The sequence below is a fragment of the Streptomyces sp. NPDC034099 genome (assembly GCF_055575415.1).
Map to the genome: position 1 here is coordinate 322520 of NZ_JBVISR010000004.1, position 20354 is coordinate 342873.

At 75.2% G+C, this 20354-nt stretch carries 24 protein-coding genes; 9 read left to right on the forward strand and 15 right to left on the reverse strand.

The window, feature by feature from the left end; translation table 11 throughout:
• Nucleotides 1–64 precede the first annotated feature (64 nt).
• From ACZ56V_RS13915 to ACZ56V_RS13940, 6 genes are all read right to left on the reverse strand, one after another.
• Nucleotides 65–583 carry a hypothetical protein gene (locus tag ACZ56V_RS13915; protein WP_356367346.1) on the reverse strand — a complete coding sequence of 173 codons (519 nt, stop codon included), beginning with the start codon at nt 581–583 and terminating at the stop codon, nt 65–67.
• Nucleotides 584–743: 160 nt separating this feature from the next.
• A complete protein-coding gene (locus ACZ56V_RS13920; protein ID WP_467378904.1) occupies nt 744–1367 on the reverse strand; it encodes a carbonic anhydrase in 624 nt (207 codons plus the stop codon).
• A 101-nt stretch (nt 1368–1468) separates the two neighbouring features.
• On the reverse strand, nt 1469–2758 hold the full coding sequence (locus ACZ56V_RS13925) for a phosphatase PAP2 family protein (RefSeq protein WP_398911601.1): 1290 nt from the start codon (nt 2756–2758) through the stop codon (nt 1469–1471).
• 78 nt (nt 2759–2836) lie between these two features.
• A complete protein-coding gene (locus ACZ56V_RS13930; RefSeq protein ID WP_468942172.1) occupies nt 2837–3457 on the reverse strand; it encodes a glyoxalase in 621 nt (206 codons plus the stop codon).
• A gap of 78 nt (nt 3458–3535) precedes the next feature.
• Nucleotides 3536–4276: a ferritin-like domain-containing protein gene (locus ACZ56V_RS13935; protein WP_468942175.1), complete on the reverse strand. Its 741-nt coding sequence runs from the start codon at nt 4274–4276 to the stop codon at nt 3536–3538.
• A 99-nt stretch (nt 4277–4375) separates the two neighbouring features.
• Nucleotides 4376–5029 (reverse strand): DNA-binding response regulator, encoded by a 654-nt coding sequence (locus ACZ56V_RS13940; RefSeq protein WP_468942178.1) that lies wholly within the window; start codon nt 5027–5029, stop codon nt 4376–4378.
• A gap of 140 nt (nt 5030–5169) precedes the next feature.
• Here ACZ56V_RS13940 and ACZ56V_RS13945 point away from each other — a divergent pair, with 140 nt between their 5' ends.
• From ACZ56V_RS13945 to ACZ56V_RS13960, 4 genes are all read left to right on the forward strand, one after another.
• Nucleotides 5170–6027, forward strand: coding sequence for an aldo/keto reductase (locus tag ACZ56V_RS13945; protein ID WP_467378901.1), 858 nt, complete (start codon nt 5170–5172; stop codon nt 6025–6027).
• Nucleotides 6028–6314: 287 nt separating this feature from the next.
• The gene (locus ACZ56V_RS13950; RefSeq protein WP_003975209.1) at nt 6315–6518 is read left to right on the forward strand and encodes a cold-shock protein; all 204 of its coding nucleotides are present in this window, start codon (nt 6315–6317) and stop codon (nt 6516–6518) included.
• Between the two features lie 274 nt (nt 6519–6792).
• Entirely contained in the window at nt 6793–8373 is a 1581-nt protein-coding gene (locus ACZ56V_RS13955) for a DEAD/DEAH box helicase (RefSeq protein WP_398911596.1), read from the forward strand.
• Between the two features lie 113 nt (nt 8374–8486).
• Entirely contained in the window at nt 8487–8813 is a 327-nt protein-coding gene (locus ACZ56V_RS13960; protein ID WP_467378899.1) for an SCO5918 family protein, read from the forward strand.
• 2 nt (nt 8814–8815) lie between these two features.
• Here the strand turns inward: ACZ56V_RS13960 and ACZ56V_RS13965 are convergent, their stop codons facing one another.
• Genes ACZ56V_RS13965 through ACZ56V_RS13985 form a run of 5 tightly spaced genes read right to left on the reverse strand, consistent with a single transcriptional unit; the run spans nt 8816 to nt 11275 of the window.
• Nucleotides 8816–9169 (reverse strand): DUF952 domain-containing protein, encoded by a 354-nt coding sequence (locus ACZ56V_RS13965; RefSeq protein WP_356367364.1) that lies wholly within the window; start codon nt 9167–9169, stop codon nt 8816–8818.
• Nucleotides 9166–9732, reverse strand: a complete 567-nt coding sequence (locus tag ACZ56V_RS13970; protein WP_468942183.1) for a hypothetical protein — start codon at nt 9730–9732, stop codon at nt 9166–9168. Before ACZ56V_RS13970 ends, ACZ56V_RS13965 begins: the two co-directional genes overlap by 4 nt.
• Nucleotides 9716–10207, reverse strand: a complete 492-nt coding sequence (locus ACZ56V_RS13975; RefSeq protein ID WP_003975205.1) for an RNA polymerase sigma factor — start codon at nt 10205–10207, stop codon at nt 9716–9718. The genes ACZ56V_RS13970 and ACZ56V_RS13975 overlap by 17 nt, the downstream gene beginning before the upstream one ends.
• A gap of 34 nt (nt 10208–10241) precedes the next feature.
• Entirely contained in the window at nt 10242–10883 is a 642-nt protein-coding gene (locus tag ACZ56V_RS13980) for a class F sortase (protein WP_467378896.1), read from the reverse strand.
• Entirely contained in the window at nt 10880–11275 is a 396-nt protein-coding gene (locus ACZ56V_RS13985; protein WP_467378895.1) for an LPXTG cell wall anchor domain-containing protein, read from the reverse strand. Before ACZ56V_RS13985 ends, ACZ56V_RS13980 begins: the two co-directional genes overlap by 4 nt.
• 202 nt (nt 11276–11477) lie before the next feature.
• On the opposite strand from ACZ56V_RS13985, the gene ACZ56V_RS13990 reads away from it, so the two are divergent.
• Entirely contained in the window at nt 11478–12482 is a 1005-nt protein-coding gene (locus tag ACZ56V_RS13990) for an NAD-dependent epimerase/dehydratase family protein (protein WP_468942187.1), read from the forward strand.
• Nucleotides 12483–12534: 52 nt separating this feature from the next.
• Here the strand turns inward: ACZ56V_RS13990 and ACZ56V_RS13995 are convergent, their stop codons facing one another.
• Both ACZ56V_RS13995 and ACZ56V_RS14000 read right to left on the reverse strand, forming a co-directional pair.
• Nucleotides 12535–13647, reverse strand: a complete 1113-nt coding sequence (locus ACZ56V_RS13995; RefSeq protein ID WP_356367375.1) for a sensor histidine kinase — start codon at nt 13645–13647, stop codon at nt 12535–12537.
• Nucleotides 13648–13649: 2 nt separating this feature from the next.
• Complete coding sequence (locus ACZ56V_RS14000; RefSeq protein ID WP_468942191.1) at nt 13650–14321, reverse strand: response regulator transcription factor; 672 nt, start codon at nt 14319–14321, stop codon at nt 13650–13652.
• 435 nt (nt 14322–14756) lie between these two features.
• On the opposite strand from ACZ56V_RS14000, the gene ACZ56V_RS14005 reads away from it, so the two are divergent.
• Genes ACZ56V_RS14005 through ACZ56V_RS14015 form a run of 3 tightly spaced genes read left to right on the forward strand, consistent with a single transcriptional unit; the run spans nt 14757 to nt 16929 of the window.
• Entirely contained in the window at nt 14757–15479 is a 723-nt protein-coding gene (locus ACZ56V_RS14005; RefSeq protein WP_398911589.1) for a glycosyltransferase family 2 protein, read from the forward strand.
• Nucleotides 15476–16114, forward strand: coding sequence for a TIGR04282 family arsenosugar biosynthesis glycosyltransferase (locus ACZ56V_RS14010; protein WP_398911588.1), 639 nt, complete (start codon nt 15476–15478; stop codon nt 16112–16114). Before ACZ56V_RS14005 ends, ACZ56V_RS14010 begins: the two co-directional genes overlap by 4 nt.
• Nucleotides 16111–16929, forward strand: coding sequence for a class I SAM-dependent methyltransferase (locus ACZ56V_RS14015; protein WP_468942194.1), 819 nt, complete (start codon nt 16111–16113; stop codon nt 16927–16929). Before ACZ56V_RS14010 ends, ACZ56V_RS14015 begins: the two co-directional genes overlap by 4 nt.
• 331 nt (nt 16930–17260) lie before the next feature.
• Here ACZ56V_RS14015 and ACZ56V_RS14020 read toward each other — a convergent pair whose 3' ends face one another.
• On the reverse strand, nt 17261–18499 hold the full coding sequence (locus tag ACZ56V_RS14020; protein WP_398911586.1) for a molybdopterin-dependent oxidoreductase: 1239 nt from the start codon (nt 18497–18499) through the stop codon (nt 17261–17263).
• Nucleotides 18500–18612: 113 nt separating this feature from the next.
• On the opposite strand from ACZ56V_RS14020, the gene ACZ56V_RS14025 reads away from it, so the two are divergent.
• Complete coding sequence (locus tag ACZ56V_RS14025) at nt 18613–19962, forward strand: hypothetical protein (protein WP_468942197.1); 1350 nt, start codon at nt 18613–18615, stop codon at nt 19960–19962.
• A gap of 98 nt (nt 19963–20060) precedes the next feature.
• Here ACZ56V_RS14025 and ACZ56V_RS14030 read toward each other — a convergent pair whose 3' ends face one another.
• Nucleotides 20061–20264, reverse strand: a complete 204-nt coding sequence (locus ACZ56V_RS14030; protein ID WP_059299396.1) for a cold-shock protein — start codon at nt 20262–20264, stop codon at nt 20061–20063.
• Nucleotides 20265–20354 lie beyond the last annotated feature (90 nt).

The window sequence follows — 20354 nt, forward strand, 5'->3', positions numbered from 1 at the left end:
GTGAGCGCTGTGCTGTGCTTGGTTCTCCGGGGCCCGGGTGCGGGCCGGGCGCGGGTGCGAGGGGCTAGCGCACCCAGCCCGTGAAGCTCTGACCGACGCTGCTCGCCCGCTCCGGCGCGGGCGGGGCGCCGCCGCCTTCGACGGCGGCCGACACGGCCCGCACCAGCCAGGCGTTGACCGACAGCCCCTCGCGGCTCGCGGCCTCCTCGGCGCGCGTCTTGAGGTGGGCCGGCAGCCGCAGGTTGACCCGGGCGGTGCCGCCCTCGTCGCCGTCGCCGGGCGCCGGCGCCTTGACCGTCTCGACGGGCGCGGCCTGCACCGCGGCACCGCCGATGTCGGCGGGCGGCAGCGTCACCACGAAGTCGGGCTCGAGCCCGCGCAGCCGTACGTCGACCGAACCGGGGGCCAGCTCGCGGGTGATCTCGTCCATCGCGGCGGAGAGCACGTTGAGCATGGTCAGCCGGGTCGCCGAGTCCAGCGGAGCGATGAGCCGCTCGGCCAGCTCGCGGGCTTCTTCGCCACCGGCTTCGGCGGCCACCGCGAGTTCGCGGCGAAGTGTGTCGACGTACGGGGTGAGGTCCATGACGCCATCATGGCACCACAGTGGCGTCATACGCAAGCCGCAATGGCACCACATTCGCGAGCCCGCCAGGAGCAGCCCTCCGACCTGCGGAAACGCTCCAGAAATGATGGATGCCTCCGTGGTGCCATGCGTGGCATCACGGAGGCACCGGGGCGGTCGGCTACTCCGGGAGCCCGTGGGCCGCCACGCGCTTCACGGTTCCCCCGGCCAGGCGGTACGACAGGCCGACGACCGCGCACCGGCCCGCGGCCACCTCGGCCGCCAGCAGCGCCGAGCGGCCCACCAGCCCGTCGACGCTCCGGCGGATGTGCTCGTCCACGAACTCGTCGATCCCGGTACGGCCCTGGGCGCGCCCCGCGAGCACGCTCGGGATCACCCGCTCCACCACGTCCCCGAGGTAACCGGCCGGCGCGGTGCCGCCCTGTACGGCCTCGGCGGCCGCGGTGACCGCGCCGCAGGAGTCGTGCCCGAGCACCACCACGAGCGGTGCGCCCAGCACGTCGACGCCGTACTCGACACTGCCCAGCACCTCCGCGCCCGCCACATGGCCGGCCGTCCGCACCACGAACAGGTCGCCCAGCCCCCGGTCGAAGATGATCTCGGCCGCGAGCCGCGAGTCAGAGCATCCGAAGAGCACCGCGAAGGGATGCTGGCGCGGAGCCAGCTCCGACCGGCGGTCGGCGTCCTGGTTGGGGTGCAGGCGGTCACCGCTCACGAAGCGGGCGTTGCCCTGCAGCAACGCCGCGTAGGCCTCGGCGGGGGAGGAGGGGCTCAGATCAGGCATGGGTGCAAGGTACTGGTCCGGGGGCCCGAGGGCCGGTGACCGGGTGTGGTGCCGCGCGGCGCACACCGGTGGCGGTCCGGCCCCCGGCTCCTCAAGCCCCCTCAGGCCGCTTCGAGTTGCGGTTCCGGACGGGCCGGGGGCGGCGCGGTCGCCGGTTCCCAGCCCTTCGCGGTCCGTACGAAGCCGTGGATCACCGAGGCCATCCCCAGCAGCAGGAGCGGCCCGAAGACCCACGGGTGCCGGGCCATCTCCAGCGACAGGTAGCGCGTCGACGCCAGGATCGCGGTGAACACCAGCGCCCCGTGGGCGACCAGCAGGGTTCCCGACCGGTCCCAGCCGCGGTCCAGGGCACGCAGCCCCGCCTCGACCGTGACCGCGAACACCACTCCCGCGACGAGGTCGATGGCGTAGTGGTAGCCGAATCCCAGCGTCGCGGTGAGCGTGGCGACCAGCCAGAACGTTCCCGCCCAGCGCAGGACGCGCGGACCCTTCCGGGAGTGGATGAAGATCACGGTGGCCCAGGCCGTGTGCAGGCTGGGCATGCAGTTGCGGGGGGTGACCCCGTCGTACGTGAACGGGTGGGGCGTGCCGATCGGCGGGAGCGTGTGCGGCCACAGGTCGGCGATCGCCCACTCCGCGCCGCCGGTGCCGAAGGCCCCGGTGCCGTAGGCGAAGACCGGACCGACCACCGGGAAGATCATGTAGATGCCCGGCCCGAGCAGACCGATCAGCAGGAAGGTGCGGACCAGGTGGTGGCGCGGGAACCGGCGCTCGGCCGCCACGTTGCGCAGCTGGTACAGCGCGACCACGACCGCGGCCACCGCGAGCTGGACGTAGACCCAGTCCAGTACGTGCTCACCGACCGCTCCGGTGGCCTGCACGGCCCGTCCCATCAGCCACGACGGGTTCCCCAGCGCGTGGTCGGCGGTCGCCACGTACGGGTCGAGGACGTCGGGGCGGGTCTTCGAGGTGATCAGCAGCCAGGCGTCGCCCGTCTTGCGCCCGGCCACCAGCAGGAGGCCGAGCCCGACGCCCTTCAGCAGGAGGATCCGTTCGGCTCCGGTGCGCCGCGTCACGGCGACGACTCCGCAGCCCAGGACCACCCACAGCGCGCCGTTGCCGAAGGAGTGGCTGCCGGACACGCTGGCGTCCGCCGCCCACCGCACCAGCGCGATGGTGAGGTCGACGCCGACCGCGACGGCCGCGGCGACGAACCGCTGCCGCCAGGTCAGGACCACCATCGTGAGCGCCAGACCGGCGTAGAGCAGGGGTCCCGACGCGGGGGCGAACACCAGCTCCTTGGCCTGGTTGGTCATCGGCCCCGGCAGGCCGTAGCGGCGCGCGGCGATCTCCAGGGCCATGAGGAACGCGAGGGTCGCCGCACCCGCCACGGCCCAGAGTCCTGCCCGCGTCCCGCCCCCGGGTATTCGCGGAGTTTCCCGTGATGACATGCACAGGAAACTAGCCCATCAGTGGCTGGGTTCCGGCTGCCAGGTGAAGCCGTCCGGGTCGTCGAACGGGCGGGTGCCGCCGGAGACGACGAGACGGTGCGAACCGGTGCCCTCGGCGGACACGCCCGCGACCTTGGCGAGGGCCCGGCGCTTGTAGAGGGAGAGCTTGACGGTGCCCGGGCCGGTGGCGAACTCGACGTACTTCCCGCCGAAGCTCTTGCCGACGGTCAGGCCCTGCTCGACGTAGAACCGCTTGGTGGCCCTGACGTCCTCGACGCCCAGCAGGAGCACGATCTCGTCGACGTCGCGGGTGACCGGGGCGGTGTCCTTCTTCGCCGACGTGGCGATCTGCCAGACCGTGCCGTCGGGTGCCTGGACGACCCCGCCGTAGCCCCACAGCGGCTTGGCGGCGGGCTTGAGGACGGTGGCGCCGGCGTCGACGGCGGCGGAGAACAGCGCGTCGACGTTGCCGGGCTGGGCCACCACGAGCGACAGCGTGAAGCCGCGGAACCCGCTCGTCGGGGCGTCACCGGCGCGGACCCGCACCCGCGATCCGTCGAGTCCGAAGGCGTCGGAGTAGAAGCGTGCGGCGGCCTCGGTGTCGGCCACCTCGAGGGTGACGGAGTCGATGGAGTTCATGTCCTCGACGGTAGGGGCGGGCGGGCCCGCGGTGCTTCTCGAAAACTGACCGTCCGCCGCCGCCCCCGCCGCCCGGTCTCAGGCGCCGGCGCCGGGGGTCCACGCGTCCGGCCGCGGGGTCAGTACGGCGCGGACCACCTCGGCGGAGGAGGCCATGACGTCGGCCGCGAAACGGCGCCGTCCGACGCCGAGGCGGCGCAGCCCCGCGCCGTGGTCGGCGACGACGACGAGGGTGGCGGCGAGGAGGAGCAACCGCCACAGGACCATCACGGGGCGGCGCGTCACGGCGGGGAGTTCGGTCAGCGAGTCGTGCAGCCGCGCGCAGTGGAAGGGGACGTGGCGCCGCTCGTCGGCCAGGATCCGGCCCGCCACCTCCGAGGTCAGCGCGTCGTCGGTGCCGTCCCGCAGGGCGCGGTAGTAGCGCAGCGCCACGACCTCGGCGATCATCAGCACCAGCAGTTCCGTGCGCAGGCCCAGCAGCCGCCGCAGCCGTACGAAGGCGGTGTCGCTCCAGTGGCCGCTCAGCGTCGGCCTGCCGCCCGCGGCCAGCAGCCGGGCCAGGAGCCGGGCGTGGTTCTGCTCCTCGGCGACGAAGAGCCGCACGGCCCGCGCGTAGTCGGCGTCGCCCGCCTCCTCCGCCTTGGCGACGAGGTTCGCACCGTCACCGTCCTCGCCGACCTGGAAGCGCTGGATGCCGGCCCACACGGCCCGGTGCAGCACGGCGCCCCGCGCCCAGTCCGGGTCGTCCCGCGCCGCTCTGCGCTCGCGCTCGTCCTCGAACCGTCGCGTCCACTTGGCGAACCCGTCCGTACCACCCACCGCACCGCCCCTCCCCGGGGCACGCCCGCCGCACCCTGAAAGGGGACGACGCAACCGGACGCCGAACCGTTCCGCGCGAGCCGTTCGGCCGTTGTGCCGTCAGCCGCTCAGGCCCAGTTCGCCCGCGCGCACCCCCGCCTGGAACCGCGACCCGGCGTCGAGGGCGTCGAGCAGTGCGGCGACCCGGCGCCGGTAGGTGCGCAGCGACATGCCCAGCTCCCGCGCGGCGGCCTCGTCCGTGGCGCCCGAGCCGAGCGCGCGCAGCACCGTCCGGCTCCCGGCGTCGAGCTGCGGCTGCTCGCCCCGGAGGAACGACGCGAGGTCGGTGGCCGCCTCCCAGGCGGCTTCGAACAGGGCGTGCACGCCGCCGACCAGGGTCGGCGCACCGGTCACGGTGTACGCGCGGCCGCCGGGCGAGTCCGCTCCGGCGAGGATCGCCCAGCGCCGGTCGATGATGATCGTCTCGTGCGGCAGGGCACTGGCCGCGATCCGCACCCGGGCACCCCGGGCGGCCAGCTCGCCCAGATGCGCCCTGCCGCCCTCGTCGGCCAGCGCGGCGGGGCTGAGCAGCTTGCGGACGCGTGAAGCGCCGCTGTCCCGCACCCGTGCCCGGGCGACCTGCCGGGCGGCGGGGCGGGGCCAGGTGTCGAGGTCGCGGGCGGCGCAGACGAACTCCTCCCGGACGGAGGAGAAGAGATGCCCGGCGCGAGCCAGCAACTCCGTGTCACCGTGCACCGTGATGCTCTCTGCCATACGGCCATTGTGCCGCGTGGGCCCGTCGGCCGGGCGTCTGTCCTCCCCCTTCACCACGGCCCGGTGGGGCGGCTGCCGGTCGCTTGGCAGCAAGCTGCCACGGGCTCGTCGGCAGGGAGCGCGCCGCGCAGGGTGAGGCCATGAGCAACGACTTCCGCCTCGGTGGCGACCTTCCGATCGGACGGATCGGCTTCGGAGCCATGCGCCTGCCCACCAACAGCTTCCACGGTCCGGCCCGCGACCCGGAGACCGGTCGCGCCGTACTGCGCCGTGCCGTGGAACTCGGCGTCAACCACATCGACACCGCCGCCTTCTACACCAGCGACGACGGCTCCGTCCGCGCCAACGACCTGATCCGCGAGGCCCTGCACCCCTACCCGGACGGCCTGGTGATCGCCACCAAGGTCGGCCCGCTGCGCACCCCGGACGGCGGCCTGGAGGCGACCACGGACCCGGGCGCGCTGCGGGCACTGGTCGAGGAGAACCTGGAGAGCCTCGGCGTCGACCGACTCGACCTGGTCTACCTCCGCATCGGCGGCATCGAACCGCCACCGCGGGGCGAGTCCGTCGCCGCCCGCTTCGAGGCGCTGGCCGCGCTGCGCGAGGAGGGCCTGATCCGGCACCTGGGCCTCAGCCACGTGGACGCCGGACACCTCGCCGAAGCGCGGGCGATCGCCCCCGTGGCGGCCGTCCAGAACCACTTCCACACCGACAAGCGCGACGACACGGAGGTGCTGGCCCGCTGCGAGGAGGCCGGCATCGCCTACGTGCCGTACTTCCCGCTGGGCGGCGGCCTGAGCGACATCCGCGGGGACCGCATCGCCAAGGTCGCGGACCGGCACGGCGCCACGGTGCCGCAGATCGCCCTGGCCTGGCTGCTCGCCTCCTCGCCCGTCACCCTGGCCATCCCCGGCACCGGCTCCCCGGCCCACCTGGAGGAGAACACGGCCGCCGGTTCGATCACCCTCACCGCGGAGGACCTGGCCGACCTCGGCTGACCGACGGTACGAACGTGTCCTTTGTCTCGGGACGGGGGCGTCCGGGGCATGGCGGGGGCGATATCTGCCGCGACGGCGGGAGAAAATCCGTCGCCGTCCCGGGAATATTCCCCGGGCGGCCGATCGGGTCAGGATTATCGCCGGGACCCGGCCGATCACGGCGTGCTAGTGTCGACGGAAGTTGCAGTTGTGGTTGGTTGCCTGAAGGTTTTTTCCGACGGGGTGATCATCACGGCGACCGGAGTGCACACAGGGTGAACTCCGAGCACCGTACCGAAGGAGAAAACATGGCTTCCGGCACCGTGAAGTGGTTCAACGCCGAAAAGGGCTTCGGCTTCATCGAGCAGGACGGCGGCGGCCCCGACGTCTTCGCCCACTACTCGAACATCAACGCGCAGGGCTTCCGCGAGCTGCTCGAGGGTCAGAAGGTGACCTTCGACATCGCGCAGGGCCAGAAGGGCCCGACGGCCGAGAACATCACCCCGGCCTGACGCTCACGCATACTCCGCAGCTGGGGCCCGCACCTTGGGGTGCGGGCCCCAGCTCGCCGCGTTTCCGGGCGCCCGCCGCCCGGCCACGCCGCGGGGGTCACCGATTTCCCCCCGCGCATTCGATTCACCCGCGTTTCCCGCAATTCACCAATTCTCCCGGTCCACTCGGCGCATCACGCCGAAATCGACCGGGTCGGCTCGTTCTTGCGATTCCCTGCGCCGCTCGTCCGCTGCGGGTCTCCCTTGATACGTGCCATATCAAGGAAGGTTCCCCATGAACCGCACACGCACCAACGACCGCAGGCGCTCCGGCGAAGGCCCCCGACGCTCCCGTTCGGCCGGCCGCCCGCAGAACTCCGGCCGCCGTCCGGCCGCCGCCCCCCAGGGCGGCGAGTTCGCGCTGCCGAAGACGGTCACCCCGGCGCTGCCCGCCGTCGAGACGTTCGCCGAACTCGACCTGCCGGCCCGCATGCTGGCCGCCCTCGGCGACCAGGGCGTGGCCGTGCCGTTCCCGATCCAGGCGGCCACCCTGCCGAACTCCCTGGCCGGACGGGACGTACTCGGCCGCGGCCGCACCGGCTCGGGCAAGACGCTCGCCTTCGGTCTCGCCCTGCTGGCCCGTACGGCCGGCAAGCGCGCCGAGCCGCGGCGTCCGCTCGCCCTGGTCCTCGTCCCCACCCGTGAGCTGGCCCAGCAGGTCACCGACGCGCTCGGTCCGTACGCCCGCGCCGTCGGCCTCAGGTCGGCCACCGTGGTCGGCGGCATGTCGATCGGCCGGCAGGCCGGGGCGCTGCGCTCCGGCGCGGAGGTCGTCGTCGCGACGCCCGGACGGCTCAAGGACCTCATCGACCGCGGCGACTGCGTCCTGGGCGACGTCGCCATCACGGTGCTGGACGAGGCCGACCAGATGACCGACATGGGCTTCATGCCGCAGGTCACCGCCCTGCTCGACCAGGTACAGCCGGACGGGCAGCGGATGCTGTTCTCGGCCACCCTCGACCGCAACGTCGACCGGCTGGTCCGCCGCTACCTGACCGACCCGGTGGTCCACTCCGTCGACCCCTCGGCCGGTGCCGTCACCACGATGGAGCACCACGTGCTGCACGTGCACGACGAGGACAAGCAGCGCGCGACCGTGGAGATCGCGGCCCGCGACGGCCGGGTCATCATGTTCCTGGACACCAAGCACCGGGTGGACCGGCTGGTGAAGCAGCTGCTGAAGAGCGGGGTGCGCGCCGCCGGACTGCACGGCGGCAAGTCCCAGCCGCAGCGCACCCGGACCCTCGCCCAGTTCAAGGACGGGCAGGTGACGGCGCTGGTGGCGACCAACGTCGCGGCCCGCGGCATCCACGTCGACAACCTCGACCTGGTCGTCAACGTGGACCCGCCCGGCGACCACAAGGACTACCTGCACCGGGGCGGCCGCACCGCCCGGGCCGGCGAGTCCGGCAGCGTCGTCACCCTGGTGACGCCGGACCAGCGGCGTGAGATGACCCGGCTGATGTCCCTGGCCGGTATCACCCCGCAGGTCACCCCGGTCCGCTCGGGCGAGGCGGACCTGGCCCGCATCACCGGTGCGCAGACGCCCTCCGGTGTCCCCGTCGTCATCGCCGCGCCGGTCGTGGAGCGCCCCCGGCGCACCGCCGCCGGCTCGGGTTCCTCGTCCCGCGGCCGCCGCGGCCGTTCCTCCTCGCAGGGGCGCGCCGGCGGACAGGGCGCCGGCGCCCAGGCCGGCCGCTCCGGCTCCGCGCAGCCGCGCACCGGCCAGGGGCGGCCCGCCGGTGAGGCCCCGCGCCGCAGGCCGCGCCGCCAGTCCGCGGGCGGGTCGGCCGGTTCGACCGGCTCGGCGGCCTGAGACCGCTCGGACATCCCTCGGACACCACCGGAAAACCCTGGAAGGCCCCTGGGACGCCCCGCCCTAGGACCGACCGGACCCACCCCCCGCCCCATCCCGCTTGTGGAGGCATCATGCGCTGTGTCATCGCCCGGTACCCGTTCGACCTCACCAAGGGCGGGGTCCTGGACTCGATGAAGGGCGTCACGCCCGAACCCGTCACCGGTGAGTCGGTCACGATCGGCCGTCGCCGCTACCCCGTCAAGCAGGTGGGCGAGGTCATCACCCGGCAGGACCGACGCGACTTCTCCGGCGGCGAGGTGACCCGGGCCATGGCCCGCCTCGGCTTCACCTGCCACCCCGCCCCCGGCGCCGAGCCCGCGCCCTCGGCGCCCGCCCCCACGCCGGTCGAGACGGCGTCCGCGCTGCTCGGCGGCACCACCGTCCCCCAGGACCACTGAGGTCAGGACAGTCCCGTGGCCCGGCCCCCGTCGTCCCAGCGGACCTCCAGCACGCGCTGGACGGCCGCGCGGTCGAGGGGGCCGAACACGTGCGGGAAGCGCGTGCCCGCGGCGACGCCCGGGGGCGGCGCGGGGTCGGCGGCCTCCCACTCGCACCTCGCGGTGAGCCGGTCCTCGTCCAGGAGGAGCGCCACCAGCGGCCGGGGCGCGGCGCGGTAGAAGGCGTTGACGACGGCGAGCGTGGTCTCCTCGTCGGGCGAGCAGTGGACGAACCCGTCCTCCGCGAGGGAGGCGGGCGCGTACGGCTGCCCCGGGTCGGCGTTCCACTCGGTGAGCGGAACCACGTGATAGATCATCGCCCTGTTGTAGCAGCCGCGCCGTCCGCGGCGGCCGGGCCGCCCTGCTCGGCGGGGTCGGGCGCCGAGGGCGTGGGCGCCACGGTGCCGGGAGTGCCCGACGGTGCCTGCCCGACGGGCGGGTCGCCCGGCTCGGCCGACGGCTCGGAAACGGACGGCTCGGAGGGCGACGGCGTGGCGGCGGGCGGGGCGGGGTCCTCGGTCGGCAGTGCGGCACCGGTGCCGGGCGCCCGTGTGGAGTCCCTCGGCGGGGCCGGGCTCGGCGAGACCTCGGGTGTCGGGGCGGCCGGGGCCGGGGCCATGGGGGGCGCCGGGCGCGTGGACGGGGTGGGGGCCGCCCAGTGCAGCGGCAGCGCGATCAGTGCGGCGGCGGCAGCGGTCGCGGCGGCACCGGCGGCGGCGCGCAGCAGGCGGCGCCGGGACGCCGCCCGGCGGATCGCCTCGTAGCGGCCCGGCGGCGGCCCCAGGAAATCGGCGCCCGGACGCAGGACCACCAGCAGCGGATCGTCGCCGTCGCGTTCGAAGCCGGGCTCGTCCATCTCGTCCTCAAGGCGTGTGGTCAAGGCTTCTCCTCAGATGGACGCGGAGCAGTTCGCGGGCCGCGTGCAGGTCGGCCTTGACGGTTCCCTCCTTGCGTCCGGTGAGCACGGACACCTCCCGGATCGGCATGTCGGCGTAGTAGTGGAGCAGGATCGGCACGCGCAGGCGCTCCGGCAGGGACTGTACGAGCAACCGCACCGAGGGGTCGGCCTGTTCGGGGTGCGGACGCACGGCGACCTCCGCGGTGACCCGGCGCACCGCCCGGCGCTCGCGCTCCAGCTTGCGCCAGTGGTCGCGGACGAGGTTGGCGGCGGTGACGTAGAGGAAGCCGCGGGGCTCCTCCACGGACGTCCAGCGGGCCCAGAGCCGGGTGAACGCCTCCGAGGCGATCTCGTGGGCCGTCTCGTCGTCGTCGACGAGCCGGCGGCACCAGCCGGCGAGGCGCGGATACAGGGCGGCGAACAGCTCGGACGCCGCCCTGTCACGGGACCGTTTCAACGCTCTCCATGGTCGTGAGGGTATGCGGTGCGTACTAGGGCCTGTGCCGGGTGCCCTTGGTGGCGCTCAGTCCGGCGAAGACGATCACGTTGTCCCGGTACTCCTCGCCGTCGCGCGGGCCGCCGCAGGTGATGAGCCGCAGCTCCGGTCCGGCCACGTCCCCGTAGACGTCCTCCGTCGGGAAGTCCGCCTTCGCCACCGTCCGTACGGCCGTGACCGTGAACTCGGCGGCGGTGCCGTTCTCCAGGCGCGTCTCGATCCGGTCGCCGCGGTGCAGGCGCGCCAGGTGACGGAAGACCCCGTCGCCGTACCTGCCCACCGTGACGTGGCCGAGGAGGACCGACGGCCCCACCTGGCCCGGGGTCGGCGAGTGCCGGTACCAGCCGGCGCGGTCGTCGTCCGTGACGGGCGGGACCTCCACCGTGCCGTCCGCGGCCAGCCCTAGGCCCATCACCGGGGTGTCGACCCCGAGAGCGGGGATGCGCAGCCCCACGGGCACCGAACGCGCCAGGGGCCGCACCGGCTTCGCGGGGGCCTGCGCGGGCGGTGCCGCCGTGGCCGTCGTGGGCGCCGGGCGGCCGGGGGCGGTGTCGGCGTCCCCCTGGCCGCCGCCGCAGCCCACGAGCAGCGCGGCCAGTGCGGCGGTCGCGAGGGCGCGGCCGGGGCGCGGGATCATGCGCCGGTCGCCGCCGCCCGTCGGCGGCGGACGACGAAGAGCACCGCGCCGCCCGCGAGGAGCACCCCGCCGGCGCCCGCCCCGACCACGGACGCGTCGGTCCCGGCGGGGTCCGTGGGCGCCGCCACCCCGGTGTCGGCCGCGCCCTCGGGTACGACGGAGACCTGGCCGTCGGCGGGCGCGGGGGCCGGTGCCTCGGTCGGCTCGGCGGCGGGGACGCTGACGGACGGGGCGGGCGCGGGGGTCGCGTCGCCCGGCCCGGTGCCGGGGCTCGGGGCGCTCTCGGCGGGGGCGGAGGGGACCGGGGTGGGGCCGTCGGCGAACGCGGGCGCGGTGCCCGCCAGTACGGCGGTGCAGGCCAGGGCCACGGCGGTGAGGATGGTTCGGCGCATCGGGTCGCTCTCTCTCGTCGTCGGCGCACCACGTGGGGGGTGGTGATGCGGGTCGGACGGAGAGACGAGGCGGGGACCGGGCGGGTTGTAAAGGAATGGCAAAGTCGCCGGGGCGGTCGCGGCCGCCCGCGCTCCTTACGGACCCGTGACGTGCCGGGCGGCGAGCCCGGTCCGGCGCCCTGGCGGGCCTAGCGTGGCGGGCATGCGCGTACTGGTCACCGGCAGCGCCGGTTTCATCGGGTCCCACGTCGTGGAGGCCCTGCGGGAGCACGGGCACGAGCCCGTCGGCTACGACGTCCGCGAGGACCCCGGCGCCGACGTGCGCGATCCGGCGGCCCTCGGGCGGGCGCTGGCCGGGGTGGACGCCGTGTGCCACCAGGCGGCGATGGTCGGCCTCGGCGACGGGGTCGCCGACGCGGCGGAGTACGTCTCCCGCAACGACCTCGGCACCGCCGTGCTGCTCGCCGCGATGGCCGGTGCGGGCGTCCCGCGGCTGGTGCTCGCCGGGTCGATGGTGGTGTACGGGGAGGGGCGGTACGCGTGCCCCCGGCACGGGGTGGTGCGGCCGGGACCGCGCGCCGTCGCCGACCTGGACGCGGGCCGGTTCGAGCCCGCGTGCCCGGAGTGCGGTGCGGAGCTGTCACCGGGGCTGGTCGGCGAGGACGCCCCGGCCGACCCGCGCAACGTGTACGCCACGACCAAGCTGGCCCAGGAGCACCTGGCCGCCGCCTGGGCGCGGACGACCGGCGGGACGGCGGTGTCGCTGCGCTACCACAACGTGTACGGCCCCCGGATGCCCCGCGACACCCCGTACGCCGGTGTCGCCTCCTTCTTCCGTTCCGCGCTGGCCCGCGGCGAGGCCCCGCGCGTCTTCGAGGACGGCCGCCAGCGCCGGGACTTCGTGCACGTGCGGGACGTGGCCGCGGCGAACGTGGCGGCGCTGGAGGCCGCCGGGCCGCCACAGGGTGCCCTCAACGCCTACAACACCGGCAGCGGTGAGCCGCACACGGTGGGCGAGATGGCCACCGCGCTGGCCGCCGCCCACGGTGGCCCCGAGCCCGTCGTCACCGGCGAGTACCGCCTCGGCGACGTCCGCCACATCACCGCCGACTCCGCCCGCCTGCGGACCGAGCTGGGCTGGCGCCCCCGGGTGGGATTCGCCGAGGGCATGCGGGAGTTCGCCCGAGCGGGCCTGCGGAGCGCGTGACGCAGGGGGCCCGCGCCGGCGGCACGGTCCGCCGGAGCGGGCGCCGCGCCGGTCAGGCCTCCGCCAGCGGCAGGGTCACCTCGAAGCGGCAGCCGCCGGGGATGTTGCGGACCGTGGCCCGGCCGCGGTGGGCCTCGACGATGCCGCGGACGATGGCGAGGCCCAGACCCGCCCCGGCCGGGGGCGTACGGGCGTGGGTGCCGCGCCAGCCGGTGTCGAAGACCCGCGGCAGGTCCTCCTCGGGGATGCCGCCGCAGCCGTCGGTCACGGAGACCACCACGCCGTCGGCGGACCGCTCGGCGGCGACCGCGACCGTGCCGTCGGCCGGGGTGCGGCGGATCGCGTTGACCAGCAGGTTGCCCAGGACCCGGCTCATCTCCTTGCCGTCCACCTCGACCGGTACGGCCGCCACCGCGTCGCCGACCAGCCGTACGCCCTGCCGGCGCGCGAGCGGGTCCGCGCCCGCGAGGGCGTCGCCGACCAGGTCGTAGAGCGAGATCCGGGCCGGGCTGAGGACGAGCGTGCCGGCGTGGATGCGGGAGAGTTCGAAGAGGTCGCCGACCATGTCGTTGAGGCGTTCCACCTCGGCGCGGATCTGCCGCAGGTAGCGGTCGGGGTCGGCGGCGACCCCGTCCTCCAGCGCCTCGGACATGGCGCGCAGCCCCGCCAGCGGGGTACGCAGGTCGTGCGAGATCCAGGCGACCAGCTCGCGCCGGGAGGTCTCCAGGGCCCGCTCCCGCTCCCGGGACCGGGCGAGCCGGGCACTGGTGGCCGCCAGTTCGCGGCTGAGCGCGTCCAGTTCGGCGGTCGCCGGGGTGGTGGGGGCCGCGTAGTCGCCTTCGTCGCCGAACGAGCGGGCCGCCGCCGCCAGTTCACGGCTGCGGGCGACCACCCAGCGGCCCAGCAGCAGCGCCGTGGCCAGGGAGACGACGGCCGCCATCGCCACGACGGTGGTGACGACGGACAGGTCGTGCGGGGACAGGAACATCGCCCACGCGACGGCGAGCGTGCCGGCGAGCATGGCGAGGACGGCGACCGCCGCGACCACGGCGAGGGACGCGGTCAGTGAGCGCCGCCGGATCAGGCGCAGCACGGCCGCGCCCAGCAGGCCGGTGGCGGCGGCGCCCGCGAAGGCGTAGAGGGCGATGAGGAGCGTGGCGTGCACGGTCAGTCCGCCTCCCGGCCGGCGGGGTCGAAGCGGTAGCCCACGCCCCACACCGTCCGGATCAGCCGGGGCCGGGCCGGATCGTCCTCGACCTTGCCCCGCAGCCGCCGGACGTGGACGGTCACGGTGGACAGGTCGCCGAAGTCCCAGCCCCACACCTCGCGCATCAGCTCCTCCCGGGCGAACGCCCGCCCGGGGTGGCGCAGGAAGAAGACGAGAAGGTCGAACTCGCGGAGCGTGAGGGCGAGTTCGGTGCCGTTCTTGGTGGCCCTGCGGGAGGCCGGGTCGGCGGTGAGACCGGCCGCGGACGGCGGGCTGGGTGCCGGGGCCGGCCGGGTGCGGCGCAGGACGGACTCCACCCGCAGCACCAGTTCCCGCGGGCTGAACGGCTTGGTGACGTAGTCGTCGGCGCCGACCTCCAGGCCGAGGACCCGGTCGTCCTCGTCGCCCCGCGCGGTCAGCATGATGACCGGCACCGGCCCCCGTCCGCGCAACCGCCGGCACACCTCCAGTCCGTCCATGCCGGGCAGCATCAGGTCGAGCACCACCAGGTCCGGACGGTTCACGGCGGCCCGCTCGAGCGCGGCCGGCCCATCACCGACCCGGTCGACGCGATAACCGGCACGCACCAGATAACCGGCCACCACCTCCGCGACGGTGGGATCGTCGTCCACGACGAGAACCCGGGCGGGGGCGGCGGCGGATTCGGCTGCGGGTTCAGCCGCGGAGGCGGTTGCGGGCTCGGCCGCCGGGGCGGCCGCGGATTCGGCCTCAGGACCAGCCCCCGGGACGGCGGCGGGTTCGGCCGCGCGTCCAGCCGTGGGGACCGCCGTGGGCTCCGCCGCAGGAGAGGCGGTGGATTCGGGCGCGGGTCCAGCCACCGGGGCGGCCGTGGATCCGGCCGTGGAGACGGTCGCAGGCCCGGCCGCGGGGACGGTCGCGGGTTCGGCGGCCGACGGGGCCGGTGGAGCGGGCTCGGGGGGCTGCTGGTGCATGTGCCCAGCCTCGCACCGTGTCCTCGTCGGTGTGCCTGCCGTGGGCGGCCGGGCCGCCGACGTCCGTGTTTCGTAAGGAGTGGAAGCCCGATTCGTCCGGTTCCGGTTCGTAGGGTGAACGCCGTGACCACCTCGCCCGCTCCGGACGTCGACGTCGTACTCCCCTGTCTGAACGAGGCCGGGGCCCTCCCCTGGGTCCTGGACCGCGTGCCGGCCGGCTGGCGTGCGCTCGTCGTCGACAACGGCTCCACCGACGGCTCGGCGGACCTCGCCCGCTCGCTCGGCGCCACGGTCGTGACCGAGCCGCGCCGCGGTTTCGGCGCCGCCTGCCACGCCGGGCTGAGAGCCGCGACCGCCGACATCGTCTGCTTCTGCGACTGCGACGCCTCCCTCGACCCGTCCCTGCTGATCCCCTTCGTGGACGAGGTCCGCGCCGGCACCTCCGACCTCGTGCTCGGCCGCCGACGACCGCGGACCAGGGACGCGTGGCCCGTGCACGCCCGTGCGGGCAACCTCGCCCTGGCCCGGATGCTGCGCCGCCGCACCGGCCTGCGGCTGCACGACCTCGGCCCGCTGCGCGCCGCCCGCCGCGAGCGGCTGCTCGGCCTCGGTCTCACCGACCGGCGCAGCGGCTACCCGCTCCAGATGGTGGTCCGGGCGGCCGACGCGGGCTGGCGGATCGCCGAGCACGACGTCCCGTACCTGCCCCGCACCGGCGCCTCGAAGGTGACCGGGACCTGGCGCGGCACCTGGCACGCGGTGCGGGACATGCGCCGCGTGCTGGCCGAGCCGCCGGCCGGCCGTGCGGGGACCGGCGAGCGGAGCGGCGTCCGGTGACCGCCACGACCACCCTCCTCGTCATCGCCAAGGAACCGCGCCCCGGCCGGGTCAAGACCAGGCTCACCCCGCCCTTCACCCCCGCCGAGGCGGCCGCGCTGGCCGAGGCGGCCCTCGCCGACACCCTGAGCGCCGTGGCCGCGACGCCCGCGCGGCGCCGGGTCCTTGTGCTCGACGGCGCCCCCGGCCCCTGGCTGCCGCCCGGCTTCGACGTCGTACCGCAGGGCGCGGGCGGTCTCGACGCACGCCTCGCGGACGCGTTCGCCGGGTGCGCGGGGCCCGCCCTGCTGATCGGGATGGACACCCCCCAGGTGACGCCGGACCTGCTCGACGTGGACTTCCGCGACTGCGACGCGTACTTCGGCCCGGCCGAGGACGGCGGCTTCTGGGCCCTCGGTCTGGCCCGGCCGGAGCCCGCCCTGCTGCGGGGCGTGCCCATGTCGACGCCGGTGACGGGAGCCGTGCAGCGCGAGCGGCTCCTGACGGCGGGGCTGCGGGTGTGCGACCTGCCGCCCCTGCGTGACGTCGACACCGCCGCCGACGCCCGCGCCGTCGCCGCCCTGGCCCCGTACGGCCGCTTCGCCGCCCGGCTGGCGGTCTGCACACCGGCCCCGGACCGGCGGGCGAGCCGGTGAAGGCGGAGGGGACCACGCGCCTCGCCCCCGGCCGGCCGTCCCCCCACCCCGCCCGGGAGACCCCCGACCCCGCGTGGGAAGCCTCCGACCCCTACACCGCCGCCCTGCGGTCGGGACACGGGCCGCTGTTCCTGCGCCGCGCCGACGGCTGGCTGCTGCCGCTGGAGGTGGAGCGCTGGTGCGCCCGGGCCGACGCGGTCGACCTGGAGGTGCTGGACCGCTCCGAGGGCGCCGTGCTCGACGTGGGCTGCGGACCCGGCCGACTGGTGGCCGAACTCGCCGCCCGGGGCCGGACCGTGCTCGGCATCGACGTCAGCGAGGCCGCCGTGACCCGCACCGTGCGGCTCGGCGGGCCGTCCCTGCGGCGCTCCGTGTTCGAGCCGCTGCCCGGCGAGGGACGCTGGGACACCGTCCTCCTCATGGACGGCAACATCGGCATCGGCGGCGACCCCCGTGCCCTGCTCGCCCGCGTCGCCGCCCTGCTCGCACCCGGCGGCCTGCTGATCGCCGAGACGGCCCCGGCCGACGTCGACGAACGCGCCCACGTGCAGCTCGTCGACGTCACCGACGCCCGCGCCCGCACCGCGGGCAGCCCGTTCCCCTGGGCCCGGATCGGCACCCGCGCCCTGCTGCGCCGTGCGGGCGCCGCCGGCTGGCGGACCGCCGGTCAGTGGACGTCGGGGGAGCGCCGCTTCGTCGCGCTGCGCAGCAGCCGCCCGGCGAGCAGCACCGCCGAGCCGCCGAACAGCGCCGCCGTGATCAGCAGCCAGCGGGTGAGGAAGCCGTCCGCCGACAGCCCGGCGACCCCCGCGTAGCTCGCGTCGACCCGGCCGCCGATCAGCGGGAACCACACCAGCAGGAGCAGCCCGGAACAGGCCGCCGGGAACCGGACGTACGAGGTCCACTCCCGGTGGCGCACCGCGCCGAGCCCGCGCGTGAGCGCCCGGTCCGCCACCGAGTACAGCGGCAGCAGCACCAGGTCGTGCAGGAGCGCCGCCCCCACGAACCAGAGGGCCACGCCGAGCCAGTCGTCGGCGAGCAGCCGCACGCCCGCGTAGCCCGCGAGCGCGAAGGAGCAGGCCAGCAGGAGGATCTGGAAGGGGCTGCCGATCCGGGGCCGAAGCCCGCGCACCCCGCGTACGCGCTTCATCCCAGGTCTCCGAACGTCATCCGGGCCACCCACTTGGTGTTCAGCACGCCGGGGGCGGCGGGCACGATGATCCGGGCCGGGTGGCCGTGGTCCGGGCTCAGCTCCGCGCCGTTGACGTACAGGGCGAGCAGGGAGCGCGGGTCGGCCACCTGGTTGGCGCGCAGGGCCCCGCTGCGGAAGGCGCCGCGCCGCTGGAGGGATTCGACGAACACGTCCGGCGGGTCGTCCTCGTGGCCCACGCGCGCGGCCAGGTCCCGCAGCCGCACCCCGCGCCACCACTGGTCGGACGTCGACCAGCCCTCGACGCAGGCGATGGGCAGGGCCACGCCGTGCTGCTCCATGGCGAGCAGTTCGGCCCGGCTGAACCGGACGGTTCCCGCGCGGCCCGTGACGACGAGCCGCCAGGTGTCCGCACGGGTCTCGGCCGGGTCGATGCCCACGTGGGCGGCGGTCTTGTTGATCTGGAAACCGTTCGGACCGCTGCCCGGCTCGGGTCCGCCGTGCGGGGAGAGCACGGCCGTGGCCCGCAGCGGCCCGTCGAACCCGCGCCCCGCGCTGGTGGCGAACATCAGGAGCGAGCCGCCCCCGACGAACCACAGGGCCCCGCGCCGCGAGACGGTGGGCGCGGCCGGCCGAGGCGAGACCAGGTCGTCGCGCTCCTCGCGCATCGCCCGGAGGTTGCGCAGCGCGGCCGGCGTCTTCAGCACGGCGTGCGCGACGAACGCCGCGAAGAAGACCCAGGCGCCGTAGAAGTGCAGCGGGTAGAAGGAGCCGGGGAACAGGTAGTCCAGCTGGATGTTGAGCACCCCGGTGACGAACTCGAACAGCGCGCCGCCGACCAGCAGCAGCAGCGAGATCCGCTCCAGCGCGTGGGCGAGCGAGCGGACCGGCGGCAGGGTGAACAGCCTCGGCACCACCGACCACAGCTTGGCCAGCAGCACCGGGATCAGGACCAGCCCGAGGGTCACGTGGACGCCCTGCGTGAGGCGGTACAGCCAGGGCGGGTCGGTCGGCCAGGCGAAGAGGTAGAAGCCGAGGACCCCCTTGTCCGGGGTCTTGTCGTTGACCGGCGACAGATCGGGGTTGTAGGCGGCGTACGAGAGCAGCCCGGTCACGAACAGCACGGTGATGCCGACGAGCAGGACGAGGCCGAGCACCGACGTGAACCAGGGGCCGCGCAGCGGGCTGCGCCAGAAACCCGGGGAGGAGGGAAGCCGTGGGGCGAGGTCGCGCATGTGCCGACCGTAGGCCGGGAGATGCCCTCCGGACGGTCCGCGACCCATGACGAAACGCTGACGTCCGCCCCGCGCACCGCCCGCCGCGTGATCTCCCGGCCTACGGTGCCGGGGTGACCTCGACCCGCCAGCGCTCCGTCCCCCGCGACCTGTACGCCGCGGCGGCCGCCGTGCTGCTCGTGACGGCCGCCGTCCTGGTCGGCCGGTACGCGTACACCTACGACGACCTGATCGTCGGCTGGCCGCCGCTGCTGGGCCGCTGGGACCCGCACCCGGGCCCCGGCACCCCGGCCGCGCTGCTGGTCGCGGCGGCGGTCGTGGCGTACGGCCCGGCCGTCGCCGCCCGGCTGCCGTGGCGCGCGCTGCTGCCCGCGGCGTGGGGCGGGGCGCTGGCCTGGATCTGGTCGCTGGCGCTGGTCGACGGGTGGGAACGGGGGGTCGCCGGACGGCTCACCACGAGCCAGGAGTACCTCTCGGTCATCGACCGCTGGCACGACGTCCCGGCGACCCTGCGCGACTTCACCGGGCACATCCTGCTGCACTCCCCCGACAACTGGCCCGCGCACGTCGCAGGGCATCCCCCGGCGGCCACGCTCATCTACGTGCTGCTCGACCGGATCGGGCTCGGCGGCGGGGGCTGGGCCGGGGCGTTCACCATCACCGTGGGCGCGTCGGGGGGCGTGGCGGTGCTGGTGGCGGTGCGGGCGCTGGCGGACGAGCGGCTCGCCCGGCGGGCGGCGCCCTTCCTGGTGCTGGCACCGGCCGCGGTGTGGCTGGGCACGTCGGCCGACGGCTGCTTCGCGGCGGTCGCCGCGTGGGCGGTGGCGCTGCTGGCCCTCGCGGTCACCGGGCGCTCTCCGTGGTGGGCGGCGGGCTCGGGACTGCTGTTCGGGCTGACCTGCTACCTCTCGTACGGCCTGACGCTGTTCGCGGTGATCGCGGCGGCGGTGCTGCTGCTCGGCCGGCAGGGGGTGCGGGAGCGGCCGGTGCTCCTCGTGCCGCTGCTGGCGGGGGCGGCGGCGGTGCCGGTGGCGTTCACGATGGCCGGGTTCGACTGGTGGGAGGCGTACCGCCTGCTGGTCACCCGCTACTACGAGGGCGCGGGCGGGGTCCGCCCGTACGGCTACTGGGTGTGGGCCAACCTCGCCTGCACGGTGCTCATCACGGGCCTGGCGACGGCGGCGGGGCTGCGGCGGACCGGGGGCGTGCTGGCCGTCCGGTGGCGGGCCGGGGGCGGGCGGGCCGGGGAGATCCGGCTGGCGTTCCTCGTGGCCGCCGCGCTGATCGCGCTGCTGGCGGCCGACCTGTCGGGCATGAGCAAGGCGGAGACGGAACGCATCTGGCTCCCCTTCGCCCTGTGGCTCCTCGCGGCCTGCGCCTTCCTCACCCGCCCGCGCGGCTGGCTGACGGCGCAGGCGGTCCTGGCCCTGCTCCTCAACCACCTGCTGGCCACCGGTTGGTGACGGCGGGCGCGGGCGCACACACACGCCGAGGGCCCGCACCGTGCGGTGCGGGCCCTCGATACAAACGTGGACGTACGCCGGGCGTACGTCGCGCAGTGTTACGCGGGGACGATGTTCTCCGCCTGCGGGCCCTTCTGGCCCTGCGTGACGTCGAAGTTCACCCGCTGGCCCTCCTGGAGCTCACGGAAGCCCTGCGCGTTGATGTTCGAGTAGTGGGCGAAGACGTCGGCGCCGCCGCCGTCCTGCGCGATGAAACCGAAGCCCTTTTCGGCGTTGAACCACTTCACGGTACCGGAAGCCATGCTTTTTTCTCCTAGGCAGTGCTGAAGGCCCACACCGTGCGGGCCCTCCCATCGCTGCGATGATCACCTGCCCGGGAAACCCGGTAACAC